We start from the raw sequence: 22,304 nt of genomic DNA on the forward strand, positions 1-22,304 counted from the left end.
CAGGGCTTTCGGGCTCGCGCGCTCGGCGCGGCGACGGGCGAAGGCTTCATCTCACTTCGCCCGCCGCTTCACGGCATATCCGTACGGGACCGGCCAGGTCGGCTCCGCCTCGAGCTCCTGCTGGGCCTTGATCGCCCAGTAGGGGTCGCGCAGCAGCTCCCGGCCGACGAACACCAGGTCGGCGTCGCCGCCCGTGATGATCTCGGAGGCCTGCCGGGGCTCGGTGATCAGCCCGACCGCGCCGGTGCGGATCCTCGCCTCCTCGCGGATCCTCTGCGCGAAGCCGACCTGATATCCCTTGCCCACCGGGATACGGGCCCTCGGGACCAGGCCTCCGGAGGAGGCGTCGATGAGGTCGACCCCGAGGTCGCGGAGGCGGCGCGCGAGCTCCACCGAAGCATCGATGTCCCAGCCGCCCTCGGCCCAGTCGGTCGCGGAGATGCGGACGAAGAGCGGGAGATCCGCCGGCATGTGCCGGCGCAGGCGATCGGCGACGCGCAGGAGGAGGCGCATCCGGTTCTCGAGGCTGCCGCCGTAGGCGTCCGTCCTGTGATTGCTGAGGGGCGAGAGGAACTCGTGCAGCAGGTAGCCGTGCGCCGCGTGGATCTCGAGCACGCGGAAACCCGCGCCGAGCGCCCGGCGCGCGGCCGCCTCGAACGCGTCGACCACGGCGTCGATGCCGGCCTCGTCGAGCGCCCGCGGGGCCGGATCCCCCTCGACGAAGGGCAGGGCGCTCGGGGCCACCACCGCCCAGCCGCCCTCCTCCGGCGTCTTGAGCCGCGCGCCGCCCCGCCAGGGCACATCGCAGCTCGCCTTCCGGCCGGCGTGCGCGAGCTGGATGCCGGCGATCGCGCCCTGGGCCTCGACGAAGCGCGCGATGCGCGCGAGCGGCTCGGCGTGCGCGTCGCTCCAGATGCCGAGATCGGCCGGCGTGATCCGGCCGTCCGGCGTCACCGAGGTGGCCTCGACCATCGCGAGCGCCACGCCGCCGACCGCGCGGCTGCCGAGGTGGACCAGGTGCCAGTCGCTGGCGAGCCCTCCGCGAGCCCAGTACTGGCACATCGGGGACATCACGACGCGGCTCCGGAAGCGGACGCCGCGGATCGTGAGCGGGCTCAGGAGGTCAATCTCGGGGATCTCGCGGTCGTGCTCAGCGTCCGCCAGGCAGCCGTGGAGCAGGCCGCCGACGTCCTCGGTGACGGCGCTCGTCGCGTCGGTGATGTGCATTCCGGTCCTCCGGTGGAGGGCCCGAGAGGGGCCGTGAGGGTCGCCCGCGCCCGCGTTGCAACGATGCTGCCACGAGGCTGCTGCGCGCCACGCCCGAGATCGGCGGCCGCTGGCTGCTACCGAGAGCGACTCCCTGGGGAGCGCGACGCTCGGCGAGCGTCCCGGTCATCGCCCCGATTGACGGTCGGGCCGCGCTCGCCGGCGCGGGGGCGCCCGACGGCGCGGAGCCAGGCGGCCGCGCCGATCGCGAGGGCGGCGAGCGGGGCGCTCCACCCTGGGCCGCCGGCGGCGGGCGGCGCCGCGCTGCAGCGGACCTGCTGATCGTCGGCGCACTCGGGCGAGAACCCGTGTGGAGGGATGGGGTTGCAGGTCGACGCGGTGAGATCCCGAGGGGGGTAGATCTGGCAGATGCCCGCGATGTCGTCCTCGTGGAGCGTCCGGAAGTTCATCGGGTCCGACCTGTCGTACCTCGAGTGCATGGTCGCCTCGGGGCCGGCCATGCTGTGGTCGAGGCCCAGGAAATGCCCGGCCTCGTGCGTGACGATGGCGAGCAGATCTTCCCTCGGCGCGGCGGAGTCGTCCCCGACGGTGAAGTCGTAGAGATCGCTGTTGATCTCCATGTCGGCCCCCCAGAGCTCACCGGTCTTCCTGTCGAACTGCACCGTCGTGAGCGCGAGCATCTCGGTGTTGTGCCCCGAGCTCGCGAGCCACTCCATATCGCGGAAGACGACCACGTTGGCGTTGCCCGGCACGAGGCCGTCGACGATCCTCGTCTTGCCGTCCCTGGCATTGAGCTCCACCGCTCCACAGGCGACGGGCCCGAGGTTCTGGACGCGGAGCCCCGGCGTTCCCCCGTCGCAGGGCGCCTGCATCCACGTGTCGAACGCGACATCGAGCACGTCGGAGATCTCCTGGTAGGAGATCTCGCTGGACGCGTCTTCCTGGATGCTGAAGCCAATGCAATCGCCCGCCCAGCGGAGCGGCTTGCAATCGCCGACCGGCTGGTCGTCCTGTAGGCAGAGCTCCGACCTCTTGCAGGTGTTCGAGCGGCAGTAGGCCGACGCCTGCTGCGCGCTCGCCAGCACGGCGAGCGCGGCCGCCACGCAGGAGCACCATGCACGCTTCATCGACATCGACTCCTCCACGATCGGTTGACCCTATGGCGACGGTAGCAGCGCGCGGCGGCCGCGTGGGGATTTCGCCGGCGGCGCCCTTGCCGCCCGCTGGCCTTCCGCCATCCTGAGCGCGATGGGGCGTGCTCGTGGGTGAGGCGGGCGGCGGAGCCGATCCGGCGCAGGGCGGCGCGGCTCCAGCGCAGGGCGGCGCGGCGGCGCAGGACAGCGCGGTCGCCGCGCTGGGCGGCGCGACGGCGCCGAGCTTCCTGTGCGACGCGATGCTGGGCGGCCTGTCGCGCTGGCTGCGCGGCGCGGGCTACGACGCCATGTTCGAGCACGGCATCGACGACGGCGATCTCGTGCGCCTCGCGCAGCAGACCGGCCGGGTGCTGCTGAGCTCCGACGCCGGCGTGTTCGAGCGGCGCTCCCTGCGCACCGCGGCCGTGCGCGGCCTCTATGTGCCGCGCGGGCTGCGGCCGACGGAGCAGGCCGGCTTCGTGCTGCGAGAGCTCCGGCTGCCCGTGCGGGACCCCCGCTGCATGGCGTGCGGCGGCGCGCTCACGGCTGCCCCGAAGGACAGCGTCCGGGATGCGGTGCCGGCGGTGGTGGCGGATCGCCACGACGAGTTCTGGCGGTGCGACCGCTGCGGCAAGGTCCTTTGGAAGGGCAGCCACTGGGATGGCATCGTCGCCGGCTTGGCCACCGCGGCCGGCGCCGCCGCAGCCCCGGCACCGCCGCCGGGCGGCCGCAAGCCTCCGCCCTGACGCGGCGGGCAGGCAGGATCGATTCGCCGGCCAGAACCGCCCGACGGCGACTAGGCCGCTCGCCCGAGCGTCGCGAGCCGATCTGCCCCCCGTGGGCTTGCGACATTCCCAGGAGCGGCGCATGGAGCGCCCGCACGGCGGCGGTGCCCCCGATTGTCGCAGGAGAGAGCGCATGAGATCGCTTGCGGCTCTGATGTCCGAGAGGGTTGTGCGTCTCATCGAGGAAGACGAACCGGATGGCCTGCGACTGGCACCCGGGCACGTCCTGCTGCGCACGCTCGAAGTCGGCGTGTGCGGAACCGACCGAGAGATTGCGGCGTTCGCCTACGGGTCGGCGCCGGCAGGGACGGACCGGCTCGTGCTGGGACACGAGGCCCTCGCGGAGGTCGTGCGCACCGGCGCGGGCGTGGCTCGCGTTCGCCCAGGGGATCTCGTGGTGCCGACCGTACGCCGTCCCTGCAACCGGATCGAGTGCCCGGCCTGCCGGGTCGGGTACCAGGACTTCTGCACGACGGGGCAGTTCGTCGAGCGCGGCATCTCGGGAGCAGGCGGCTTCATGACAGAGCTCTTCGTCGAGGAGGAACGCTACCTCGTCCCCGTCCCTCCGACGGTCGGCGAGCTCGGCGTCCTCGTCGAGCCGCTGAGCGTCGCGGCCAAAGCGTTCGCCCAGCTCGACGCCATCCTGGCCCGCCTGCCATGGGACAAAGACAGGGCGCAGGCCCTGGTCCTCGGCGCCGGGCCGATCGGCGTGCTCACGGCGATGGGCCTTGTCGTGAAGGGATATCGGACCGTCGTCTTCTCGAGAGAGCCGGATGACGACGATCGGGCCCAGATCGTGCACAGCATCGGCGCCGACTACGTGTCGAGCGAGTCCACCGACATCCACGGGCTCGCGAGCCGCATGGGCCGGTTCGATGTGATCGTCGAAGCGGTCGGCGTGCCAGAATTCGCGTTCCGGACGCTCCCCGCGCTGGCGGTGAATGGCACCTTCATCCTCACAGGCGTCCCCGCGCCGAGGCCCGAGTTCGGCTTCGACGGCGCCGGTCTGATGCACAACTTCGTCATGCAGAATCAGGTGATGTTCGGGACCGTGAACGCTGACCACGCCTCGTACGAAGCCGCCGTTCGGATGCTGGAGCAGTGCCTGGTCCGGTTCCCCGACGCGGTGCGCCGCGTGATCGCGCGACGGGTCGCGCTCGACGAGGCGCCGGCCTTGCTGCGAGCAGCGGGGGGCGGCGTGAAGACGGTGATCCAGATCGGAGAGGCCTCGACGAAGGCGCGCGACGGAGGGCTTCCGGCTCCCGGACGGAGCGCGGCGCAATCGGCCTCCGCGAGAGCGAGGGAGCGGTGAACCAGAGGCGAGCGCTGCGAAGTCAAGCCTGGTGGGACGACGCGGGCAATCCGGAGATGACGGCGCTGTACCTCGAGCGCTTCCTGAACTTCGGGCTGACCCGCGGAGAGCTCCAACGCGGGCGCCCCATCATCGGGATCGCCCAGACGGGGAGCGACCTCGTGCCGTGCAATCGCCACCACCTGAGCCTGGCGGTCCGCGTCAAGGAGGGCGTGCGTGACGCCGGCGGGATCCCGCTGGAGTTCCCGGCGCACCCGCTCCAGGAGACGGGCAAGAGGCCCACTGCAGCCCTCGACCGGAACCTCGCGTATCTCGGGTTGGTGGAGGTGCTCTTCGGATACCCGCTCGACGGCGTCGTGCTCACGACGGGCTGCGACAAGACGACGCCGTCCTGCCTGATGGCGGCGGCGACGGTCGACCTCCCCGCGATCGTCCTCTCCGGCGGGCCGATGTTGAACGGGTATTACCAGGGAAGGCTCGCCGGCTCGGGGCTCGTGATCTGGGAGGCGCGCAGGCTGCTGGCGGCTGGCAAGGTGAGCTACGCGGAGTTCATGGACATGGTCGCCGCTGCTGCGCCCAGCGCTGGGCACTGCAATTCCATGGGAACGGCATTGTCGATGAACGTCCTCGCCGAGGCCGTCGGGATGACGCTGCCAGGGTGCGCGGCGATCCCGGCGCCCTACCGGGAGCGGGCGCAGATGGCGTACGCTACTGGACGTCGGATCGTGGAGATGGTCCACGAGGACCTGACGCCGAGCGCGATCATGACCAAGGCCGCGTTCGAGAACGCGATCGCCGTCGCCTCTGCGATCGGCGCATCGACCAATTGCCCGATCCATATGAACGCCATCGCGCGCCATGTCGGGGTCGACTTGACCGACGACGATTGGCAGAGGGTGGGGCAAGACGTCCCCTTGCTCGTCGACTGCCAGCCCGCCGGGCGCTTCCTGGGGGAGGACTTTCATCGCGCGGGCGGGGCCCCCGCCGTCATGAACGAGCTGCTCCGCGCGGGCCGCCTCCACGCCGACGCTCTCACGGTATCCGGACGAACCGTGGGTGACAACGTGGCCAGCGCCGTCGCCACCAACCGCGACGTGATCCGACCGTACGAGGACCCCCTGCGCAGCGCGGCGGGAGTGCTCGTCATGAGCGGGAACCTCTTCGACTCGGCCGTCATGAAGACGAGCGTGATCTGCGATGCCTTTCGCGACCGCTACCTGTCGGATCCAGAGCATCCGGATGTCTTCGTGGCGCGCGCCGTCGTGTTCGAGGGGCCGGAGGATTACCACGCTCGCATCAACGACCCGTCGCTCGGGATCGACGAGAGCTGCATCCTCGTCATGCGCAACACGGGGCCGGTAGGCTATCCCGGCTCCGCGGAGGTCGTGAACATGCAGCCCCCCGACGCGCTGATTCGACGTGGGTTGACGTCGCTGCCCACGCTCGGCGACGGCCGCCAGAGCGGCACCTCGGACAGCCCCTCGATCCTGAACGCGTCGCCCGAGTCCGCGGTGGGAGGGGGCCTTGCGCTGCTCCGGACGGGGGATCGCATCCAGATCGATCTGCGGCGGCGCCGCGTCGACGTGCTGCTCTCCGACGCGGAGCTCGACCAGCGCCGCAAGTCCCTGAAGCTGCCGGAGCTCGAGAGCCAGACTCCATGGCAGGAGATCTACCGGAGCACGGTCGGTCCGCTGTCCAGCGGCGCGTGCCTCGAGCCTGCCCTTCGGTACCAACACCTGGTGCAGCTTCGCGGGCTGCCTCGTCACTCCCACTGAACGGCTTTGGAAACGGAGGTGAACCCCATGAGCATGGAAAGGACAGGGCCGGTCGTCGTGCTGGACTACGATTTCGGCGACATTGACGTCGAGCGCTCTCTCCTGGAGCCGGCCGGCTTCGAGGTCGTCGCCGCACAGTGCAAGACCGAAGAGGATGTCGCGGCTGCCGCCCACGAGCCGTCGGCGTGCTCACGCAGTACGCGGAGGTCAAGGAGCGAGCGATCTCGGGGCTCCGGCGCTGCCGGGTCATCGCGCGGTACGGCACGGGAGTCGACACCGTCGACGTCGCGGCGGCGACAAGGCGCGGGATCCGCGTGACCAACGCGCCGAACGACTGGTGCGCCGACGAGGTCGCCGATCACGCCGTGGCGCTCCTGCTCACGCTCGCCCGCAAGCTGCCCGCCTACGATCGCGCCACGCGCCGTGGCTCCTGGTCCTGGCAAGATGGCCGGCCGATCCACCGGATACGGGGAGCGACCCTGGGGCTCCTGTCGTTCGGCGCGATCGCCCGGGGTATCTGCGCGAGGATGGCGAGCTTCGGCGCGCGAATCATGACGCACGATCCCTTCCTCGACCCGGACGAGATCCGCGCCGCGGGCGCCGCGCCGGTGCCCTTCGGCGAGCTCCTCGAGCGCTCCGACTACCTCGTCCTCCAGGCGCCGCTGACGCCCGAGACGCGTGGTCTCATCGGGGAACGCGAGCTCCGGCGCATGAAGCCGACGGCGATCCTCGTGAACACCGCCCGCGGCCCGATCATCGACGACGGCGCGCTGTACCGGGCGCTCAAGGAGGGCTGGATCGCGGGCGCCGGGCTCGACGACATCGCCGAGGAGCCGGCCAAGCGGCGCGACTGGAAGCCCACGAGCCCGCTCCTCTCGCTCGACAATGTCGTCATCACGCCCCACGCCGCATACTATTCGGACGAGTCGATCGAGTTCGTCCGACGGTTCGCGGCCAACGAGATCGTTCGAGTCCTGTCCGGACAGGAGCCGATGTCGCCCGTGAACCTCATGGCCGCTTGAGGCCGTCGCCTCGTCGACGCCAGCGGGCACGATGGATGCCTCCGAGGGAGGCGTCCATGAAACAATCAGCCCTGAACCAGTCGAAGGAGCTGTGGGCCGACGTGAGTGTACCGATCCGTAACGGGATGGTGCACTGGCCGGGCAACCCCGAGGTAAAGATCGTCCAGACGCAGGATCTCGAGCGTGGCGATCCCGCGACCGTCTCCCATCTCTCGCTGGGCACGCACACCGGCACGCACGTCGATGCTCCGGCTCATTTCATCGCCCGCGGGGCGGGCATCGACCGCGTTCCGCTCGAGCGGCTCATCGGGCCAGCGCGCGTCCTCGATCTCGGAGAGATCGATCGCATCACGCCGGCCCACCTCGATCCCGCCGACATCCGCCCCGGCGATCGCGTCCTGTTCAAGACGGGAAACTCCGCGCACTGGGACGAAACGCAATTTCGCTCGGATTACACCTATCTGTCATTCGAGGCGGCCAATCACCTGGTCGAGCGAGGCGCCTGGACCGTGGGGATCGACTATCTGTCGATCGGAGGCATGGATCGCGGGGCCGAGACGCACCATGTCCTGCTCGCCGCCGGGGTCTGCATCATCGAAGGGCTGGATCTCTCGCGCGTCGAGCAGGGTTGGTACGACCTCGTCTGCCTGCCGCTGCGCCTCGAGGGTATCGACGGCTCTCCTGCCCGGGTCGTCTTGCGCCGGCGGCGATCGGAGAGATCGGAGAACGAGGCGGCGCTCGAGAAGCAGCGGTGACAGGGCGTCGTTTTGCCGCAAGGAGGCTGGCTATGGAGGTTGCGAACATTCGTGATGTGCCGATCCCGGCGAGTCGAGTCGGCCTCGGGACCTGGGCCATGGGCGGGTATCAATGGGGCGGCGCCGACGACGACATGTCGGTTCGAACGATTCACGCGGCGCTCGACCTCGGGATCAACCTGATCGACACAGCGCCGGCCTACGGGTTCGGGCACTCCGAAGAGGTCGTCGGACGGGCCGTCGCCGAGCGGGGTCAGCGCGACCGGATCGTCCTTGCGACCAAGGTGGGCCTCGAGCGCCGCGGAGACGCGCTCTTCAGGAACGGGACGCGAAGGCAGATCTTCGAGGAGATAGAGCTCTCGCTCAAACGGCTGCGCACCGATTACATCGATCTCTATCAGGTTCATTGGCCGGATCCGCAGACCCCCTACGAGGAGACGGCCAAGGCCCTCCTCGAGCTCCAGCGCGAAGGCAAGATCCGCGCGATCGGCGTCTCCAACTATTCGATCGACGCGATGCTCCGGTTCCGCGCCGTCGCGCCGATCGCCTCGGCCCAGCCGCCGCTGAACCTCTTCGAGCGGCAGGCGGAGGGCGACATCCTGCCCTGGTGCCACGACAACGGGGTCGCCACGCTCACGTACGGCGCGCTCTGCCGCGGGCTCTTGAGCGGCGCCATCGACGAGAAGACCGCGTTCCAGGGGGACGACCTCAGGAAGACCGATCCGAAGTTCCAACCCCCGCGCTTCGCGCAGTACCTCGAAGCCGTGAGGCGCCTCGAGCGATTCGCGCGTGACCGCTACGCTCGGAGCGTGCTCGCGCTCGCGGTGCGCTGGGTGCTCGACCAGCGGGGTGTCTCGGTGGCGCTCTGGGGCGCGCGACGACCGGATGAGCTCGCGCCGATCGGCGATGTGATGGGCTGGCATCTCGACGACGAAGCCCGTGCTCACATCGACGCCGTGCTCGCCGAGACGGTGCGCGATCCGGTGGGTCCCGAGTTCATGGCGCCGCCGGAGCGCCGAGAAGCCATGGCTCCGGCAGCCTGACCCCTACCCACGCCAGAAGTCCGGTCATCTCTGGCCGGGCTTCTGGCGGGCAGAGCGGGTCGCCGTCACGTGGGTTCGAGCTGGTCCGAGCTCCCCCGGCCCCCGAACCCCTCACGCCGCTCTCGCCCCGGGCTCCGGGCGCGCTCGACCGAAGGCGTCGCTCCTGTCCCAGCGCCCAGGGATCTCGAGGAGTCGAATCTCCCCGAACTCGCCAGGGACCGCCGGATCGACGAGCAGGCGATCGCCCATCGGCTCCAGCCCGAGCACAGCGCGCAGAAAGAGCATGGGAGCCCCCGTGGCCCAGGCCTGCGGGCTGCACGCGGTAGGGTACTCGACCGGAAACTTCGTGAGCTCTCGTGGATACCCAGCGAACGCCTCCGGCAAGCGGTAATGGAAGAACGGCGCCGCGGCCAGGTTGCTCGTCGCGATGCGCCCCGCCTCCACCCTGAAGCCGTAGCGCCGGAGCCCGAGCGCGATGAGCGAATTGTCATGCGGCCAGACCGTGCCGACGTGATATCCGATGGGATTGTACCCGCCCTCGTCGTCGGCCATGGTGCGCACGCCCCAGCCGCTGAACAGACGAGGGCCGACGAGGTGCTCGGCCACCCTCTCCGCCTTGGAGGTCTCGACGATACCGCTCCAGAGCAGGTGGCCGATGTTGGACGTCAAGGAATCGACCTGGCGCTTGTGGCCATCCAGAGCGAGCGCGAAGAACCCGCGATCGTCGATCCAGAAGTCTTGATTGAATCGACGCTTCAGCTCCGCCGCCTCTCGCTCCAGGCGCGCCGCGAGCTCGGGGTCCCGCCAGAGCTCACGAGCGAGCCGGGCGCTCCGCACCTTCGCGTCGTAGACGTAGCCCTGGATCTCACAGCACGCGAGGGGCCGGGGCGCGAGCGTTCCATCATGAAATACGATGGAATCCCACGAGTCTTTCCAGCACTGGTTCTCCAGTCCAGTCTCGGGGTTACGCGTGTCGTATTCGACATACCCGTCGCCATCGCGATCACCCCACTCGTCGATCCATCGAAGAGCGGCGCGCGCGGTGTGCTCCATGGCCAGGACGAGCTCCGCGTCGCCGGTCCAGCGTTCGTACTCGTCCAGCAGGACCAGAAAGAGCGGAGTCGAGTCCGCAGAGCCGAAATAGGGGGAATGGGGCCGCTCTTCGAAGGCGGTCAGCTCGCCCCATCGAACCTCGTGGAGGATCTTCCCTGGCTCCTCGTCGCGGAAGTCGTCCCGGCGGCTGCCCTGCCGGCGCGCGAGGTAGCGGAGCGTGGAGCGCGCGAGCTCGGGGACGAAGGGCAACGCTTGCAGGCTCGTGATGATGCTGTCGCGGCCGAACGCCGCCATGAACCACGGCAGGCCGGCGGCCGGTATGGCGGCGTCCGGCATGAGCTTGGAGAAGAATCGAAGCGCGGCGAGGTCGATGAGGCTCCGCTCATAGGTTCGTGCGAGGGCGTCGTTCGAGGTGATGAGCCGTGGCGCCCTGTCGATCCAGCTCTCGAGGCTGGTGCCGATGTTCGGGCGCGCGTGGTTCTCGCCATGGGCGTACTTCACCCGGCTGTGCCGCTCCTCCAGGCCGTCGATCGCCGCCAGGACGTCGAGGCAGGTGCTCCAGGTGCCGTGCGGCTCGATGTGCACCCGGAACGTCAGACCGGTCGGATCGACCTGCGCGGGCTGCGAGGCGGAGATCCATGTCTCCCGCACGAACCGCTCGCGACGGTATCCGAGGACGAGCCGCGCGTCTTCGATGCGGTGATAGCGCTCGCCCTTCTTCTGGAGCATGTCCTTGACCTCGAACAGATCGGCAAAGTCGGCGGCGGCCTGGATGCGGACCTCCAGGTCGACGGGGGCCTTTCCGTGGTTCATGAGCAGGAGGTCCTCGTGGAACCCATCGCCCGCGAACCGGGTTCGGACGATCGACAGGGTCGATTCGACGTACATCGCGGCGGGCCTCGGGACGAGGAAGAACTGAGCCTGGAAGTACTGCACGTCGTCGGTGGACAGCGCGGCCGGGACGATGCCGTCGATCGTCAGGATCCATTCGGAGAGAAAGCGCGTATCGAGGTGAAAGAGGCCGAGCGGCCGGTTGACGGAGTGTTCGATGTTGCCACGCACGTCGCTGACGACGAAGGTGCCGCCGTCCAGGATGCTCACTTGCCGTTCCATGTGCCCCTCCGATTCGCGTGACGAGCCTTCAGCGCGCCGCCTCGAGAGTCTGTTCGTCCCCCGGGCAGAAGGCGCTCTGAAACATCTGTGCGACGGCCATGTCTCCTCGCACGCCGACGCGGCCCTGCATGATCGCCGTGATCAGGTTCTGCTCGCCGCGCAGGATCCTCAAGAAGTCGTCGAGCGAGCACGAGAGCTGGCAATCCTCGCTCGCGCTCTCGGGCGCGATCCCGAATTCCCCGTCGTTGACCTCCACGACGACCCGCTCGTCGTCGCTGAACTCCAGGGCGCAACTCTTCCGTGTTCCTCGCAGACGGGCGTCGCGCCGCCCCGCCACGAGGGCATTGATGAGCTTTCTTGCTTGCAGCATGACAGATCCGTGTGTCCGGGTTGCCAAGTACACCTTCGCGCCTCCGGCGAGGCAAGGGGCGTGCCCATCCGCGCGCTGTGGCGGAGCAGCTCCCGGCGGATTGCCAATTTGGAGCATGAGCGAGCAAACGTGGTGGGGCACGGCGCTGCGGACGCGGATCGGATCAGGCAGTCTGGGCGGCGAACGATCGGCTCCAGGATTGCGGTCCAGGCATGGACATGCATAGTGTAGCGATGTCAGCTCCGCTCGAACACTACGGTCTCATCGGTGACACGACCACGGTCGGTCTGGTCTCGCGTTACGGCTCGCTCGACTGGCTCTGCCTGCCACGCATCGACTCCGACGCGTGTTTCGCGAAGCTGCTCGGACGCGACGACCACGGCTACTGGACCATCCGGCCAGCCACGGCGATACGAAGCCTGGAGCGGCGCTATCGGCGGGACACGCTGGTGCTCGAGACCGAGTTCGCCTGTGAGAGCGGCCGCGCGCGCCTGATCGACTTCATGCCTCCAGGCGTCGCCCCGCACGACGCCACCCGGCTCGTCGACGGAGCCCACGACGTCATCCGGATCGTCGAAGGAATCGAGGGCGAAGTGCCGATGCACTCCGATCTGAGGGCGCGGTTCGGCTACGGCCGCGTGATCCCGTGGATCCAGTGTGACGGAGGCCGAGCGACGCTCACGTCTGGACCCGCCGCGCTTGCGTTCAGCAGCCCAGCATCGCTTGACCCCGACTGGAACGCCGCGCGATTGGAGACGAACTTCGTCGTCCGCGCAGGTCAGCGCCTTCCGTTCACCCTCACGTTCTACCCGTCGCATGAACACGCGCCGGCCCACCCCGTCGACGCGGAGCAGGAGCTCGCGCGAACCGAGCGTCACTGGCGAGAGTGGGCGGGCCGTTGTCGCTACCAGGGCCGCTGGCGTGATGCCGTCGTGCGGTCACTCCTTACGCTGAAGGCGCTCACCTATGCGCCCACGGGTGGGATCGTGGCGGCGCCGACCACCTCCTTGCCGGAGGACCTCGGCGGCTTTCGCAACTGGGACTATCGCTACTGCTGGTTGCGCGACTCCACGCTCACGCTCGACGCCCTGATGCGCGGCGGGTACCTCGAGGAAGCTCAGGCCTGGCGCGACTGGCTCATGCGCGCGGTCGCCGGTGCTCCTGCGCAGCTGCAGATCATGTACGGCGTGGCCGGGGAGCATCGGCTCACCGAGATCGAGCTGCCGTGGCTCCCGGGATACGAGGAATCGAGACCGGTACGGATCGGCAACGGCGCATACGATCAGTTTCAGCTCGACGTCTACGGCGAGGTGCTCAACACGCTTTACGACGCCCACGCACAAGGCCTGCCGGATCTGCCGCACACCTGGGACCCCATCGTCGAGATCGTGGACTTCGTCGAGAAGTCCTGGCAGCGGCCGGACGAAGGCATCTGGGAGGTACGCGGGGCGAAGCAGCTGCACTTCACGCACTCGAAGCTGATGGCCTGGGTGGCCGTGGATCGCGCCGTACGCATGAACGAGGAGTTCGGCGTAGGCGGACAGCATCGACTGGAGAAGCGGCTCCAGCGCTGGCGCGCGTTGCGCGAGGAGATCCGCCTCGACCTGCTCGATCGCGGATTCAACACGCGCGTCGGCGCTTTCACTCAATCGTACGGCTCCGAGGCCCTCGACGCCAGCGTGCTCCTGATCCCGCACATGGGCTTCCTGGCCGCCGATGATCCCCGCATGCTGTCCACCGTCGCGGCGATCGAGAAGGGCCTCACCCGGGATGGCCTCGTCCTGCGTTATGCGACCGAGACGGGGGTGGACGGCCTGCCGGGGCACGAGGGGACCTTCCTCATCTGCAGCTTCTGGCTCGCCGACAACTACGCAATGGCCGGCCGCCTCGACGAGGCGGAGGCGCTCCTCGATCGATTGGTCTCCCTCGGCAACGATGTCGGCCTGCTCGCCGAGGAGTACAGCCCTGAGCTGCGTCGCCAGCTCGGCAATTTCCCGCAGGCATTCTCTCACATCGGGCTCGTCAACACCGCTCACATCATCGATGTAAAGAGAGCGGGGAAGGAAGTGTCCTTGCCATCCGCGGCGTAGGGTCTGGAACATAGCGTCCTGGTGGACGGCCCGCGGGGCTCGCCCGCAACCGACGCGAGCAGTTCATGAAGTCGCTCATCGACGGATCGACGACCGATCGATGGCCCCGGTGGATCGCGATGCTCGCGCCACCCGCGCCGCCGCAGTAGCCGCCGCCCGTGCCGCCCGTGCCGCCCGTGCCGCCCAGCGCCGCACTGCCCCCGGCGCTCCGCATTGCATCATCAACGACTGCGGGAAGGCGAAGTGCCCCACGTGCCCGGACTTCGTGAACGACCTCCTGCAGAACATCGTGATACGATCGTGGTGCTCTTATGTCTGCGTCAAGACCGGGACCTCGCCGCCCGAGGTCGTCGCCGTCGGTGCCGGCGCCATCTCGGCACTCGGGAACATCTACTTCGGACCCGTCTGTATGCCGTATCCGTGAGCAGGAGAGACGATACCGTGAAGCCTACCCAACCGCGAGAGCCGCGGACCATCCGTCGAAGATCGGACCCTGACGACAAGGAGGGCGAGGCCCTCAACAACGCCTTCGACCTGTTGCGTGAGATGACCTCGGCCCGCAGGCTGTCGACCCTCGTGAGACGACCGACGCGCGCGGAATGGTATGGCGCCGATGAGCACCTACGGCGTCCTCACGCACCGGGCCCCGAAGGGGACGCCGCTGATCCACGGGACGAGGCCGTTACGTCGGGACGAGAGCAGGTCCGGCGCCGTGGACCGGGGCTGCTCCGAGTCATCGAATTCGAAGCTCCCGCCGCGGAACCCCCTGCCCGTGGCGCTGGTCAAATTGGCGCAATCATTACATTCGTTTGGATAGTCTGCTGCGTACCAGTCCAGGACCCACTCCCGCAGGTTCCCGGCCAGGTCCGCCTGTCCCCACCTCCCGTCTCCCTTCGGCGACCGCGACCCGACGGCCTGGATATCGCTGAACGCACACTCGCCAGACGCAGACCCATCCCCTGCGCAGTCATACACCGCATAACTGTCATCGATACTGGTCGAGCTCGCCGGATTCGACCACGGATACGCCCGCTGCTCGTCTCCCCCTGCCGCCGCGTAGTTCCACTCCGCCTCCGTCGCTAGCCGACCCCCATCCCACGCGCAGAACGCGAACGCCACATACCAGTTCAGGCAGTTCATCGGCAGGCGCTCGGTACCTCCGTCGGTGTCGTCCCTCCACGTCTGGTAGGTCGGGCTGCAGTTCACTGCTGCCTTCAATGCCGCTGCGTCCGCGGGCAGGCTGCTCGTCCACTCCGCATTCCACCCGCTCCCCTCGATCAGCGGGTGAGCCCCCGCTCCCGGCGCCGGCTTGCTCCCGGGATACGCCTCCACGAACCTGCGGAACCGCCCCACCGTCACCTCGAACCGCTCCAGCAAGAACCCGCTCACCGTCGCTGGATACCTCGTATCGTTGTCCCGGTTGAACGTGCCTCCGGGCGCCGCCTCCGCGCTCGCGCAGCAGCTTTCGTCGCTACCCGGCCCGCACGTCTCGGCCAGCCCGACGCAGCTGGGCGGCACGCACTTCCCTCGGTCGCATACGGGCGCTGCACCGCCAGACCCTTCCCCTGGTTCGTAGCTCGACGAAGCCGCGCCGATTGGCCATGCGCAGCCGCCCGACACTGACACCGCAATCCCTGCCAGAGCCGTCGCCACCGACACGTCGAACCACGTCGAGCCTGCCATCGCAGTGTAGCCTCGTCCTCTCGCGCCCCGGTAGTCAAGGGAGCAGAGAACGTTCTGACCTGGACGCATGTCCACGTCCAGCGTACGGGGCCGGGTGCTGGAGCGCTACAGGCACGTGTTGTCGACGACCACGCCGGTCTCCCGGAAGCGCAGGGTCCCCGGCTCTCCGTCGAGCGTGAGGGTGATATCCATGTCGATGACGCACGGGATGCCGGTTTCCGGCTCAGCCTCCCACGTCATCGTCCCGGTGGCCCCGGTCACGGCATAAGCGCGCTCGTCGGGGTCCGGCATGCCCGTGTCAGTGCAATCGCCCATCTGGTCGGTGAGCGCCACGTCCAGCACGCCCCAGAGCCCCTCCAGCTCGATCCCGGCATAGAGCGGATCGCTATCGGCGAACGACGCGATCGAGATCACCAGACACCGATCCTCTCGCAGGTCCGCGTGGTGCACGTAGACAACGTCGTGATCGGCGATCACGTAGTCTGCGCTTGCGCAAGCCGTATCGCTCGACGCGTTCACCCCGGCCGCGTGCGCCATGCACTCATTGCAATAGGTGCGCTGATCGCACCCGCAGACCCCCTGACATTCGTCCGGACATCTCCCGACCCGCGGCCTCGGCGCGCATTCGCCCTGCGCGTCTCCGGCGCACGTCGTGTCGGGCGTCGCGCAGTACTCCGCCTCGCCGCAGGTCGCTCCCGCGTCCCCTCCGCAGGCGACCGGCGCTGCGCCTCCGCCGCCGCCGTCGCCGGTCGCGCCGCCGCCAGCGCTGCTGCTCGCGTCGCCGCCCGCGCCGCCGCCTCCGATCGGCGACACCTGTTCGTCATCGCTGCAGGCGGCGAGGAGGAGTCCGCACAGCACGGAGCCAAGGAGCTCATGTCTCATGAACGGACTATGCCATGACCGCTCGCCGGAGAGGAGGGAGCGGTCACGGCGCTGTCATGCCCCTGCCTATCCCCGAGACGCCTGGCCCTTCGCGGAGGCGCCGCCGCGCTGCCGCCGGCGAGCCGCGCCGGCCAGCGCCAGCGCGATCGCCGCGAGCGGCGCCCCGAGCGAGCCGCGCGCGCCGGCCACGGTGCAGCCGCAGCCGCTGTCCGCGCCGGAGCCGCCCGCGGCGGCGCCGCCCGAGCCGCCGCCGCCCGAGCCGCCGCCGACACCGCCGCTGCCGCCCGTGGCGCCGCTGCCGGCCGGATCCGTGAGGCCGCCGCCCGCGCCGGAGTCCAGGCCCGCGCCCGTCGAGCCGCCGGTCCCGCTGGCCGCCGTCGTGCTCGTGTCCTCCACGCAGGCGCCGCCGGCGCAGGTCTGCCCGCTCGGGCACACCGCTCCAGCGCACGAGTCCACGCACGCACCCGCGTCACAGCGCTGGCCAGGCGGGCACTCGACGCCGACGCAGGCCGACTCTCTGCAAAGCCCGCTCGCCTCCTCGCACGCGCGCCCGCTCGGGCACGGCGTGCACGGGCACTCCGGCTTGCACACGCCGCCGTCGCAGACCGTGCCCTCCTCGCAAGTCACGGTGCTGCACGGGTCGACGCACACCCCGACCCGGCACACCGTCGGGAAGGGGCACTGCACTCCATCACAAGGCGCGCGGCACCGCCCGCCGACGCACACCTCCCCCGCGTCGCAGGCGACCTCGGCGCAGGCAGGCTCGACACAGAACCCCGCGGCATTACATGCCTTGTCCGAGGGGCACACGAACTCGCCCCTGCCGCACGCCTGCACGCACACGCCCCGGTCGCAGACGTGATCCGGCGGGCAGAGCTCGCCTTCGTCGGTGGCGCCATTGCAGTCGTTGTCGAGCCCATCGCAGGTCTCCTGGGACGACGGCACGAGCCCCTGGCAGGTGAGCCCACCCGCCGCGCACTGGGTCACCCCTGGCGCGCACACGCCGGGCAGCCCGGTGTCGCACGGCTCACCGCCGCCGGTGCAGGTGAGGCCGCTGAAGAAGTAGACATAATCGTTGTAGTCGCCATCGTTGTTGAAGTCGCCAGGGTTCGGGCCGACGTTACCATCCTCGAACGCGACGTAGAACGCGTTCGGCGTCACCGTCGAAGCGTAGATGACGGCGGTGACCCAGGGCCCGGGCGTGGTACAGCCCGTGCACACCTGATTCCACCGCTGCTCGGAGTAGTGGGTCTGCGCGCCGATGAGGGCGAAGCCGATCTGCCCGCCCGCATAGGCGAGATCGCTCCGGATATCCGCGGCGGTGATGACGGTGCCAACGACGGAGCCGGCGGGGACGATCTCGTGGATGTCGCCGCTCGCCGGCGGCGCCGTGGCAGCGGGATCGACGTTGTACCAGCCGACCCCGAGGCGAGACCCTGTCTGCCTGAGCACCAGCTCCGCCGTGAAGCCGCAGAGCGGCGAGAACGTGGACGGCTCGGTGTTCCCATCGGCCTGGTAGTCGAGCGCCTCTCCCCGGTTGGCGAACAGGGTGTAGAGCTGGACCTCGTTGTTCCTCGAGTCCCGCGGCATGACGCTGCCGTTCGGCTGCGTGACCAGCGCGCTCGCGGGGAGCGACGAGAGGCCGATAAAGAGCGCTCCCGGAAGGATCAAAGCGCGTTTCATCACCTGGTGATACAGAGACGCGCGCCCCAGCGTCAACGGAAACATTCCGTGACAGCAGACAGGCGAGATGTCGGGCGCCCGCCTACAACACCGCTCCGCTGACGCTCATGAGCGTGAAAGCCTCTGCGCTCGCGGCGGTCCGCTCAGGCGACGCTGCGCGCGGGCCCGGACGCGGGCGCGGCGCCGTACGTGACGCGATAGCGCTCGTACCGCTCGAGGAGCTCGCTCGTGGTCTTGGGCATCGGCACGCGCGCGCGTGTGATGTACGAGATCACGTTCTTGCCACGGACGATCAGCTCGACGCCCTGGGCCGCCTGCTCCCGCTCGTGGGGCGAGGCGTCCTCGCCGAGCAGCGGCCGGAAGGCGGCGAGCTTCTCCGCCGACACGACGAACGACGTCCAGACCTCGAAGATGTCGTCGTCGGTGCGCAGCGTCTCGCACTTGATCTTGGCCGCGTGCGCGAACTCGCGGGCCAGGCGGTCGAGCCCGGCGAACATCGGCGCGCCCGCGAAGGTGGCGATCATCGCGTCGCGAATGCCGTCGATCGCCCTCATGCTCTGGGCGATCTTGACATACCGGCTGTTGTAGAACGCCTCGATTGGGAACGAGAACGCCTTGAAGGGCTCGCCCCAGAGCTCGTCGAGCCCCTCCTCGCCGCTGCGGTGGAGCACCATCTTCCCGAGCGTCAGGGCCTCGAGGAGGTGCTCTCCGCACTCGCGCATCAGGGCGTTGTCGGGCTCGATGGTGACGCCGAGCTCCTGGATCTCGACGAGCTTGGTGAAGATATCCGCCGCTCGATTGAAGATCGCGCCCGCGAGCATGGCGGCCTTGACGCGCTTCCGCTGCGGATCGGCCTCCGACTCGAAGGCGAGCCGCGCCTCGTCCAGCCGTCTTCCTGGAACGTTGATGCCGTGCTCGACGTGGTTGAACAGGCGCCGCGTCAGCGCCTCGATGAGCCGCTTCTTCGCGAGCAGCGTGTCGGCCGGCGCCTCGTAGGCCTTGATCCAGTAACCGTAGTAGTAGACCCGCAGCTGGCCGTCGATGATCTGCTTTTTCCCGAGCGGTATCGCGCTTTCCATGGCCCGCCTCCGATCGGCTGCCAGGCGGCGCCCCTGCGCGGGATGCGCGCGGGGGAGCATGCCCGTGCGACAGCCGAGTAGCATGGGCGCAAGGCGGCCCGCAAGCCGTGAGCGACGCGATCCGGCGGAGTCCTCCGCCGGAAACCGGGACTTAACCGACAGGAAAGACAGCGGCTCGCGGCGTCGCCGCGGCCGAGCGCCAGCCTGCGCGCCCGCCGACCTCGGGGGCTACTGCGCGCACCCCTCGAGCTCGGCCATCATTCGCCAGAAGGCCATGGCCTTGTTCTCGCAGGCGCCCTGGGTCGTGTGGGTGTGCTCGTATTCCGTGTTGCCGGACGTCTCCACGTCATAACGCGGGTGCTGCATCGGGATCTCGACGCCGCCCACCGTCGTCGTGTGCCGCTCGCCGTCCGCGTAGACGTCGAGGTCCTCGAAGTCATAGAGGATCTTCCCGTGATCCCGGCAGAAATCGCGGATCTGCTGGTTGCGCTCCGTGCGGTTCACGCCGTTGTATTCCTCGTCGCCGGGCCCCGTCATGTAGATGAAGGTCACCTCCGGGAACTCCTCGCCGAGCGCGTCGAGCACGTCGAGGTACCGCTGCACGTCCGCCTCGGTCTGCTCGGAGATCTCCGAGGACCACGCCCACATCGAGTACCGGATCTCCGGGTGCGCGCCGAGGATGGTGCGCACGTCGTTGATCCCGGCCTCGGTCGCCCAGTACTCCTCGCCCGGGATGAGGTTGGTGTCGATCATCCCGTCCCACATCAGGAAGGCGCCTTCCTGCTGCGGGACGTCGCAATACTCCGTCTCGAAGGCGTAGGTAGGCGTCTTCGCCTCGAGGCTCTCGGCGCCGACGATGATCTGGAAGCCGTGCGAGCGGTGGGCGTAATGGAAGACGAAGTCCCCCGACGTGAGCGCCTCGGTGCAGCTCGCCGGGATGCCGTCCAGGCTCGCGTGCCGGTGGTCGAAGGTCCGCGCGTTCGCGGGATCGGGATTGGGATCGCCGCCCGACGCCGTCGTCACCCCGCCGCTCGACGCCGACGTCGACGTCGACGCGCCGCCCGACCCGCTGGTCGCCCCGCCGCCCGACCCCGTGGTCGCCCCGCCGCCCGACCCCGTGGTCGCCCCGCCGCCCGACCCGCTGGTCGCCCCGCCGCCCCCGCCCGTCCCACTCCCGTCTGCCGGGCTGTCGTCTTCTCCGCAGGCCAGCACGCCGAGAGCGAGGGAGAGACCAGCAACGATGATAGTTGAATTGCAAAATAATTTGTTCATTGCAGTGTGGATTCTAGACGGAGGCAAGGAGATCGCAATAGATCTCGCAGGCGGTCTCGTGCTGCCGCGCGGGGGTCTGGATGTGGGGGCGCCATGGTTTCTGGCGGCGCGGGCTCCGGCGGACCGCCGCGGAGGCCCGGCGTGCTGCGCTGCGCAAGCGGGGCCCCGGTGCGCCGGCCACCTGCGCGCCACCTGCGCGCCACCTGCGCGCAGCGTCGGCCCGCGCGGCGTCCGCGCTCGCCGTGGTCGCGAGCGCATCCCCCTCGCCGGACACCGCTGCTGTCAGGAACTTCACTCACCGACGGCGCTGCCGACGCCCGCGACGGCGCTGTCGACGCCCGCGTCGGACCGCGCCTGTCACGGCGCTCCGGGGAGCCATCTCGTGGCCGTATCGAGCCCGAGGCGCCCGGAACGTGGCGCACAGAAGGACAATCCATCTAACATCTCCCGGCTCATCGTGGCCGGCGGCTTTCCTATCCTGTACGCTCCCCTCGCCTCCCCTCGGCTATCAGGAGGAAGCCATCACCATGCAGTTCGCTCCGGATTCCGTCGTAGGTGGGAAGTATCGTCTTGAGCGACCTCTCTCGCACGGCGGGATGGGCTCGGTATGGGTGGCGCGACACGTCAACTTGGGCTCTCTCGTCGCGGTCAAGTTCATGGACCCGACCTATGCTGCGTCGTCGACGTTCCTCGCTCGCTTCGAGCGTGAAGCCAGGATCGCAGCGAGCCTTCAGAGCCCACACGTCGTCTACGTCCAAGACTTTGGCGTCGACGACGACACTCCGTACCTCGTGATGGAGCTGCTTCAGGGTGAGGACCTGGGCACGCGTCTCGAGCGCGTCGGCCGGCTCTCTCTCGTGGACGCCACCCTGATCCTCCTGCAGGCCGGCAAGGCCATCCGTCGCGCGCACGACGCCGGCCTCGTCCACCGCGATCTCAAGCCTGCCAATCTGTTCCTCGTGCGTGTGGAGGGAGAGCAGGACGAGGTCGTCAAGATCCTCGACTTCGGCATCGTCAAGGAGACGGGCGCGGTGCTGACGGAAGAGGTGACCCGCACCGGGGAGCTGCTCGGCTCGCCCCACTACATGAGCCCGGAGCAGGTCCGGGGCGAAAAGGACATCGACCAGCGCAGCGATCTCTGGTCGCTCGGGGTCATCCTCTTCTATGGCATCACCGGCGAGCTGCCCTTTCAGGGGGCCCAGCTCGGCGCCGTGATCGCCAACATCCTGGTCGGTCCGGTGCCCAGCGCGTCCCTGATCGCGCCCGACCTGCCGCCGGAGATCGATGCCTTCTTCGCGCGGGCGCTGGCCCGCGAGCGGGCGGAGCGCTTCCAGTCGATCGGAGAGATGATGGGCGAGCTCCGCCGTATCGCGGGCACGGCGTCGCCATCGATTCCGGATCTGCAATCCCCGTGCTCCGGCGTGCCGAGCACCGCTCGGCCGAGGCTCAGCGGGACGATAGCGCTCGACGCCGCCCAGCTCGACGAGCCAGCATCCGCGCCCCGCTCGGCGGGCCCCGGCACCCTGACCATCGCCGGATCGACGGCGCAGGAGGCCGGACAGCAGCGGCCTCAGCGCGCGATGCTGGTGGCCGGCATCGCGATGACGATGCTGCTCGGCGCCGGCGTCACCATCGCGGTGGGTGGGGGCGGAGCGAGCGGCGGGGACGGAGTGGGCGCGAAGGTCGCCTCGGCCGGCGCGCCGGCGTCAGCGGAGGTCGCCGCCAGCGTGTCGGCAGAGGTCGGGCGCTCCTCGGAGCCGCTGGAGAGCGTGACGCCCGCGGTGCCCGCTGCGGAAGCGACGGGCTCGGCAGCGGACGCCGCCGGCGAGACCGCGGCGCCCTCGACGTCCACCACGGCAGCACGGCCGCCGTCGAGCGCCACGCCCAGGCCGCCGCACACGGGTGTCCCCGCCGCTTCCAGGAGGCCGCCAATCCCGCCGACGACTACGCCGGGGCTCGACCGCGCACCGATTCCGGAGGTGCCCTTCTAGCGCGGAGATGCCTTGTTGGCATTTTATGAAGAATTG

At 69.4% G+C, this 22,304-nt stretch carries 18 protein-coding genes; 9 read left to right on the forward strand and 9 right to left on the reverse strand.

Annotated features, from left to right (window positions below):
* Positions 1 to 51: 51 nt before the first annotated feature.
* The gene (locus WMF14_RS36180; protein ID WP_437793631.1) at positions 52 to 1,227 is read right to left on the reverse strand and encodes an NADH:flavin oxidoreductase/NADH oxidase; all 1,176 of its coding nucleotides are present in this window, start codon (positions 1,225 to 1,227) and stop codon (positions 52 to 54) included.
* 116 nt (positions 1,228 to 1,343) lie between these two features.
* The gene (locus WMF14_RS36185; protein ID WP_437793634.1) at positions 1,344 to 2,354 is read right to left on the reverse strand and encodes a matrixin family metalloprotease; all 1,011 of its coding nucleotides are present in this window, start codon (positions 2,352 to 2,354) and stop codon (positions 1,344 to 1,346) included.
* A gap of 134 nt (positions 2,355 to 2,488) precedes the next feature.
* On the opposite strand from WMF14_RS36185, the gene WMF14_RS36190 reads away from it, so the two are divergent.
* The 6 genes from WMF14_RS36190 (at position 2,489) to WMF14_RS36215 (ending at position 9,052) form a co-directional block, all read left to right on the forward strand.
* Entirely contained in the window at positions 2,489 to 3,106 is a 618-nt protein-coding gene (locus tag WMF14_RS36190; RefSeq protein ID WP_437793637.1) for a Mut7-C RNAse domain-containing protein, read from the forward strand.
* Positions 3,107 to 3,299: 193 nt separating this feature from the next.
* On the forward strand, positions 3,300 to 4,457 hold the full coding sequence (locus WMF14_RS36195; RefSeq protein ID WP_437793639.1) for a glucose 1-dehydrogenase: 1,158 nt from the start codon (positions 3,300 to 3,302) through the stop codon (positions 4,455 to 4,457).
* Complete coding sequence (locus tag WMF14_RS36200) at positions 4,454 to 6,232, forward strand: IlvD/Edd family dehydratase (RefSeq protein WP_437793642.1); 1,779 nt, start codon at positions 4,454 to 4,456, stop codon at positions 6,230 to 6,232. The genes WMF14_RS36195 and WMF14_RS36200 overlap by 4 nt, the downstream gene beginning before the upstream one ends.
* Before the next feature lie 185 nt (positions 6,233 to 6,417).
* Positions 6,418 to 7,254: a C-terminal binding protein gene (locus WMF14_RS36205; RefSeq protein WP_437793645.1), complete on the forward strand. Its 837-nt coding sequence runs from the start codon at positions 6,418 to 6,420 to the stop codon at positions 7,252 to 7,254.
* Between the two features lie 56 nt (positions 7,255 to 7,310).
* Positions 7,311 to 8,009, forward strand: coding sequence for a cyclase family protein (locus WMF14_RS36210; RefSeq protein WP_437793648.1), 699 nt, complete (start codon positions 7,311 to 7,313; stop codon positions 8,007 to 8,009).
* Between the two features lie 32 nt (positions 8,010 to 8,041).
* Positions 8,042 to 9,052 carry an aldo/keto reductase gene (locus WMF14_RS36215; protein WP_437793650.1) on the forward strand — a complete coding sequence of 337 codons (1,011 nt, stop codon included), beginning with the start codon at positions 8,042 to 8,044 and terminating at the stop codon, positions 9,050 to 9,052.
* Between the two features lie 111 nt (positions 9,053 to 9,163).
* Here the strand turns inward: WMF14_RS36215 and WMF14_RS36220 are convergent, their stop codons facing one another.
* Entirely contained in the window at positions 9,164 to 11,218 is a 2,055-nt protein-coding gene (locus WMF14_RS36220; protein WP_437793653.1) for an amylo-alpha-1,6-glucosidase, read from the reverse strand.
* A gap of 28 nt (positions 11,219 to 11,246) precedes the next feature.
* Positions 11,247 to 11,588, reverse strand: coding sequence for an SCP2 sterol-binding domain-containing protein (locus WMF14_RS36225; protein WP_272095691.1), 342 nt, complete (start codon positions 11,586 to 11,588; stop codon positions 11,247 to 11,249).
* A gap of 233 nt (positions 11,589 to 11,821) precedes the next feature.
* Between WMF14_RS36225 and WMF14_RS36230 the strand changes: the two genes are divergently transcribed.
* Both WMF14_RS36230 and WMF14_RS36235 read left to right on the forward strand, forming a co-directional pair.
* A complete protein-coding gene (locus tag WMF14_RS36230) occupies positions 11,822 to 13,678 on the forward strand; it encodes a glycoside hydrolase family 15 protein (protein WP_437793657.1) in 1,857 nt (618 codons plus the stop codon).
* A 100-nt stretch (positions 13,679 to 13,778) separates the two neighbouring features.
* Positions 13,779 to 14,102, forward strand: coding sequence for a hypothetical protein (locus tag WMF14_RS36235; protein ID WP_437793658.1), 324 nt, complete (start codon positions 13,779 to 13,781; stop codon positions 14,100 to 14,102).
* 197 nt (positions 14,103 to 14,299) lie between these two features.
* Here the strand turns inward: WMF14_RS36235 and WMF14_RS36240 are convergent, their stop codons facing one another.
* From WMF14_RS36240 to WMF14_RS36260, 5 genes are all read right to left on the reverse strand, one after another.
* Complete coding sequence (locus tag WMF14_RS36240; RefSeq protein ID WP_437793660.1) at positions 14,300 to 15,196, reverse strand: formylglycine-generating enzyme family protein; 897 nt, start codon at positions 15,194 to 15,196, stop codon at positions 14,300 to 14,302.
* A 270-nt stretch (positions 15,197 to 15,466) separates the two neighbouring features.
* Positions 15,467 to 16,243: a hypothetical protein gene (locus tag WMF14_RS36245; RefSeq protein WP_437793663.1), complete on the reverse strand. Its 777-nt coding sequence runs from the start codon at positions 16,241 to 16,243 to the stop codon at positions 15,467 to 15,469.
* A gap of 66 nt (positions 16,244 to 16,309) precedes the next feature.
* On the reverse strand, positions 16,310 to 17,926 hold the full coding sequence (locus tag WMF14_RS36250; RefSeq protein WP_437793666.1) for a hypothetical protein: 1,617 nt from the start codon (positions 17,924 to 17,926) through the stop codon (positions 16,310 to 16,312).
* Positions 17,927 to 18,069: 143 nt separating this feature from the next.
* Positions 18,070 to 19,005, reverse strand: coding sequence for a hypothetical protein (locus tag WMF14_RS36255; RefSeq protein ID WP_272095703.1), 936 nt, complete (start codon positions 19,003 to 19,005; stop codon positions 18,070 to 18,072).
* A 228-nt stretch (positions 19,006 to 19,233) separates the two neighbouring features.
* Entirely contained in the window at positions 19,234 to 20,217 is a 984-nt protein-coding gene (locus tag WMF14_RS36260; RefSeq protein ID WP_437793668.1) for a hypothetical protein, read from the reverse strand.
* 473 nt (positions 20,218 to 20,690) lie between these two features.
* Here WMF14_RS36260 and WMF14_RS36265 point away from each other — a divergent pair, with 473 nt between their 5' ends.
* The gene (locus WMF14_RS36265; protein WP_437793669.1) at positions 20,691 to 22,268 is read left to right on the forward strand and encodes a protein kinase domain-containing protein; all 1,578 of its coding nucleotides are present in this window, start codon (positions 20,691 to 20,693) and stop codon (positions 22,266 to 22,268) included.
* The last annotated feature ends 36 nt before the right edge of the window (positions 22,269 to 22,304 follow it).

Origin of the sequence: Sorangium sp. So ce693 (genome assembly GCF_051521375.1) — a bacterium.
Classification (GTDB): Bacteria; Myxococcota_A; Polyangia; order Polyangiales; family Polyangiaceae; genus Sorangium; species Sorangium atrum.